General features: G+C 57.0%; 4 protein-coding genes. 2 read left to right on the top strand and 2 right to left on the bottom strand.

Going from position 1 to position 4,446, the window contains the following annotated elements; all coding sequences use genetic code 11:
- Window positions 1-43 precede the first annotated feature (43 nt).
- The gene (locus ROG8370_RS20695) at window positions 44-184 is read left to right on the top strand and encodes a hypothetical protein (protein WP_170925314.1); all 141 of its coding nucleotides are present in this window, start codon (window positions 44-46) and stop codon (window positions 182-184) included.
- 900 nt (window positions 185-1,084) lie between these two features.
- Here the strand turns inward: ROG8370_RS20695 and ROG8370_RS19420 are convergent.
- Both ROG8370_RS19420 and ROG8370_RS19415 read right to left on the bottom strand, forming a co-directional pair.
- On the bottom strand, window positions 1,085-2,101 hold the full coding sequence (locus ROG8370_RS19420) for an extracellular catalytic domain type 2 short-chain-length polyhydroxyalkanoate depolymerase (protein ID WP_085828778.1): 1,017 nt from the start codon (window positions 2,099-2,101) through the stop codon (window positions 1,085-1,087).
- 502 nt (window positions 2,102-2,603) lie between these two features.
- A complete protein-coding gene (locus ROG8370_RS19415) occupies window positions 2,604-3,728 on the bottom strand; it encodes an NAD(P)/FAD-dependent oxidoreductase (RefSeq protein ID WP_085828777.1) in 1,125 nt (374 codons plus the stop codon).
- 342 nt (window positions 3,729-4,070) lie between these two features.
- Between ROG8370_RS19415 and ROG8370_RS19410 the strand changes: the two genes are divergently transcribed.
- Window positions 4,071-4,370, top strand: a complete 300-nt coding sequence (locus ROG8370_RS19410; RefSeq protein WP_212580136.1) for a hypothetical protein — start codon at window positions 4,071-4,073, stop codon at window positions 4,368-4,370.
- Window positions 4,371-4,446: the final 76 nt, after the last annotated feature.

The following is a 4,446-nucleotide window of genomic DNA, read 5'->3' as shown; positions in this document are numbered from 1 at the left end:
AGGTCACAGGTGGCCATCAGGGCGATCTTCGGGAGGTAGGCACATGGACGACACAAACGATCTGACACCGAACGAGCGCGCCTGGCTGCGCTTCCTGCGCGACGTCAGCAACGACACTGACCCCGGCGTCACCTTGCGCCGTGTGCAGCTGTTGAGACGGCTCTGTGCGCGCAGGAGGGCGTGATCAATATCGGGGGCGGGAATGGCTGCAGACTCGGTCTTTCCCGCATCCCCTTCAAGAGCTGGACACGTTGCATCATGTTGACAAATGTTGACATCGGCCCGTCTCGACACCGGATGTTGTCAACATTTGTCTCGGTTTTGGGGCCCAAAAGCGGTATTTTGGGAGGGTCCATGTTGACAAATGTTTACCTAATGTTGACAAATTTCGCCCCAAAACGCGTTTTTCGTGGCGCGTATGTAAACCCTGCGATCAAAGCTGCCCTGTAAAACAAGGCAATTCAGCACGTTCAGAGGGTCAGGCCTAGGTTAATAGGAAGCTCAAGGCGCGTGTCGGTCCGCGCGGAGAGCATTATTTCTGAATTAGAGCGTTGAGGGCATTGCTTTGCCTAGAGTGAACAGGTCGAAGCAAACCGGACGATATACGCCACTTGGTCTGATGCGCTGCCCGTTTCAATCCAGCGCAGGAGCGTTCAGACGCGCCAGCACATGACCTTTGCCATTTGAGCCGGGGGTTCCGGCACTCCCGTTCTCATTCAGGGGGCAGCGTCAGGCCAACCACATCAGCAGATCCAGACCGCCCGATCGACGTGTCCGGGAGTCTCACGCCAGCGCATCCAGCGCGCATATCTGTTTCGCTATGCAGCTACATGATGGAATAGCTACGGAGCCAGAAGCGGATCTAGCAAAGGTGCCAGCGCGAGACTTCGCGGCTGGGAAGCATTTCAATAATTGAGATAACGGTCCATTGCCGACCTTCGCGAAGACCTCTCAATGCTGCGGGGCGGCCCGCCATTGCGGCCATTCGTGCTTAGCGCAGCATTTTAAGATGCAAGAACTCGGGCTGCAGACAAAGTGACAATTCGTTTTGCGGTCAGCAAGGTCGGCCAAAAGGAGAAATACTTCATTGCTTTAGTGGCGCGCCAATTGCGGCTGCCATCCGTTCCACGGCGGACAATTGTGGGGCCGTTCGACTCAAATAGTCCGGCCCTGAATAGCCCCACCAATCCCAGCACCCATTCGGGTTTCCAGCAAACCAGTTGTACCAAGGCGAAGGTATCCTGATGGCCTGTGGATAGAGTACGACGATCCTGTTTGCCTCTGCCCATCTGTTGTAGCCCGTCAGCCGTGCATAGTCCTCACCGATGACCTGTCGACCTTGCTTGCAACCATGCAATGCGATGTGCAGACGGCAGGTTTCGCCCGCCGCGCAGTCAGCCGGAACATAGACGAAAGCAATATCGTCCATACCCGCGGCACCGTTGGTATATTGAGCCTGATCAAAGGTCACGAACCCTTGTTCTCTTGGCTCAACCGGAGGCTGCAAGTCTTCGTACAGCTGGTTCAGAATGTCACCGGCCTGATCGAAATCACAATCAATGAGGAAATCGGGACGGGTCGCATCGCAGGTCACCGACCCCTGCTCAGTGACAAACCCGTGCCCCGCATCGACCTCCGTCACGTAGGTAAAGTTTCCTGCAGTCACGCCCAGCAAAACATATGTTTGACGTAATGCGTCCATTGTCGATCGCGCCACAGTGTCATCAGCCTGGCCATGAAAAAGATAGAGCCTGTCGGGCGAGATATCCTGGAGCGGGTCTATGCGGTTCTCTGCCGCCAAGGCTTTCATCGATTCGAGGGAACTGTCCGGATCGGCGTCGACAAAAAACGGGTCCATGCACACATAGAGCGCGCGCCACACAGAATGATCCGCGCAGTCATATGGCCCACCTGCGATAATGCCTGCGCCCGAGATGGCACCCGAGAAGGCGACTTGCAGTTGCACCGCCATGAATGCCCCGCTGGACAATCCGGACACGGTTGTCGCTTCGGGTTCGAGATTCAGTACGGGTAACGGCTCAGCAGCCGCGACGCCTGAGACAAATACAAAGGCAAATGTAAGCCGGAGCGGGTTTACCATCGCGAAGAACTCCTAAAGGTGGGAAATCCCACCCTTCCCGCAGGTGACAGGCTTTCACATGGGATGATACCGGAATATTTTACTCCACGCCATTTCGTCCGCCAGTTAAGGACGAAACAGCAGACCAAGGCGCAGCCAAAATGGGCGCAGGTCGCAAATAGCAGGCAGTCTTTCGACACCTTCACTTGAGGTGCGCGTTCCAGACTGGGGCCACGGACAGCAGAGGGAACAAGGCGGATGCCGCGTAGGATGCAGGCCCGGGCTTGCTCTTTTTGCTCTGTGGCAACACTGCTACCGTGCCAATAATCCATTATCACTCACGACCCAAAGCCGCCGTCCATCTCCAGCTCAGATGCCGCGCTGCAGCCCGCGCTTCCGGACATTGGGCGTGGGCTGCAGCAATTTTACCTGCCGAGTGTCGGCTGTGCGGACTAAGCCGCCGATCGTCCTAGGCTGGTTGTGAAACTAAGCCCGTGGCAGCACAATCTTGCTTTCTCGCCTTTTAGAGATTGAACCAGCGCGACCTTCGCGTTTCGTCGAAACCTTGCTTAAAGTGCTTTCCGGCAATAGAGGGCGGATGATAGATCGCTTCAAGTTTCGGACCCGTCAGAAAATCGAGCTGTGCATAGCTCACACGGCCATCGCCGTATTCGACGATGCAGGTGCCTTGCCCCGTGTTGAGTTGCGCGTTGCTCCCCCTGAGCTTTGCCAGGATGGATGTCGACACGCATTGAGCGGCACTTTCGGCGAATGTGCCCGATTTGGGCAATCCCGTCGCGGCCATATCCCCAATGGCGTAGACGTCCGGAAACCGCGTCTCCAGCGTCGACAGGTCGATGGGAACCCAGCCATCCTCTGTCAGTCCGCTGTCGATCACCACCTGCGGCGGCTGGTGCTTGGGTACGCCGAGGAACAACGTGAAGGGCAGTTCTGTCCCATCGTCCAGGATCGCCATTCCCGGCTCGAGCCGGACGACCATGCGCTGCTTCAGAAGTCGGATGCCAAACTCCTCAAACGAATCCATTAGCGCCTGCGCCATCTCGGCCGAGGCGGGCATTGGGCTCGACAGTGGCGAGACGAACGTTATGTCGCAATCTTCCCGAATTCCGCGTTCTGTCAGATAATGGTGCAGGGTCAGGGCGCATTCGCTGGGCCCCGGGGGGCATTTGTAGGGAAAGCCGCAGATCCCGACAATCACCGGCCCCGAGCTAAAGCCGGGAAGGACGTCGCTCAGCCGGTCGGCACCGGCGTCGGAATAAAACTCGTTACCATGCTCGGCGAGGCCGGGCGTCGCCGCCATGTCATAGTCCGCCCCGAGTGCGATTACGAGAAAGTCGGCCTCATAGGTGCCGCCATCCGTCGTTACGCGCTTCGCAGTTGCGTCGATGGCGATGATCGTCTCTTTGACAAGACGTATGCCGGGCTTTTCGAAGGCGGCGTAAGGCAAGGAAACATCGTCCAGCGTCGTCTTGCCGAACATGACGTCGATTCTGGAATATCCGAAGACGAAGCTGTCCCTTCGATCAATGACAGTGATATCAGCCCCCTCGCCAAGGGCCTCTGACAGAAGGGTGGCAAGTTCCAGGCCGCCAAAGCCTGCGCCCAGAATAAGAACTCGAGATTTCATTTGCGATCCTTGCTGATGCGACCATCCTCGGAGTTACCCGAAACTGCGTCCGGTCTTTTGGAAAAGGGCCTGGTTTGTTTTCCTCGTGAGGTTCCCTACACAAAAACCGTGAAATGATTAGGCAGCGTATAGCTCGATAAGTCAATCAAAAGGGGGCAACGCGCCTTGTGCATCCATCGCGTGGTATACCGGCCGCGACGGACGCTTGGAGAGAGGCGACCAAGGTTAACCGAACCTTGTCCATATCTGAACCGACAGGCCCATTGGCGAGGCGGAATGGGGGCTGTCCAGGCGGCTGCCGACAGCCCATGCGCGCAGCCAGCATCCGAAAACGTCATCGCCATGATCCGCGCAAAACGAAGGATCAAAAAGGTCTCGAAGCAGCCGTCTGCTGCGCTCACCAAGGACGTCTGCTTCGCGGGACAAAGTCGCCTGATGCTGATGCAGCGAGATCGACCTCCGCTCGACGACAAAAATTCGGAGCTTGTCGCAGCGGTGCGGCATGTTTTCCCAAAAGCGGCCGTTCAAAACTGCCAAAATGGCCGAAATCTGAACCGGACGTTCGCTGCCTCGGTCATGGATGTCTCAGTCGCGGATGGGGTGGATGGCTCCTGCATCACCCGGCGTCGCAATGCGCCATAGTGCAGTTGCTATGAACCGCTTACGAGAGGAGCCACCCAATGCAAGTTACAACGATCGGCTTAGATTTAGCCAAGAA

Origin of the sequence: Roseovarius gaetbuli, assembly GCF_900172365.1 — a bacterium.
Lineage (GTDB): Bacteria > Pseudomonadota > Alphaproteobacteria > Rhodobacterales > Rhodobacteraceae > Roseovarius > Roseovarius gaetbuli.
This window is presented reverse-complemented; position numbering and strand designations above follow the sequence as displayed.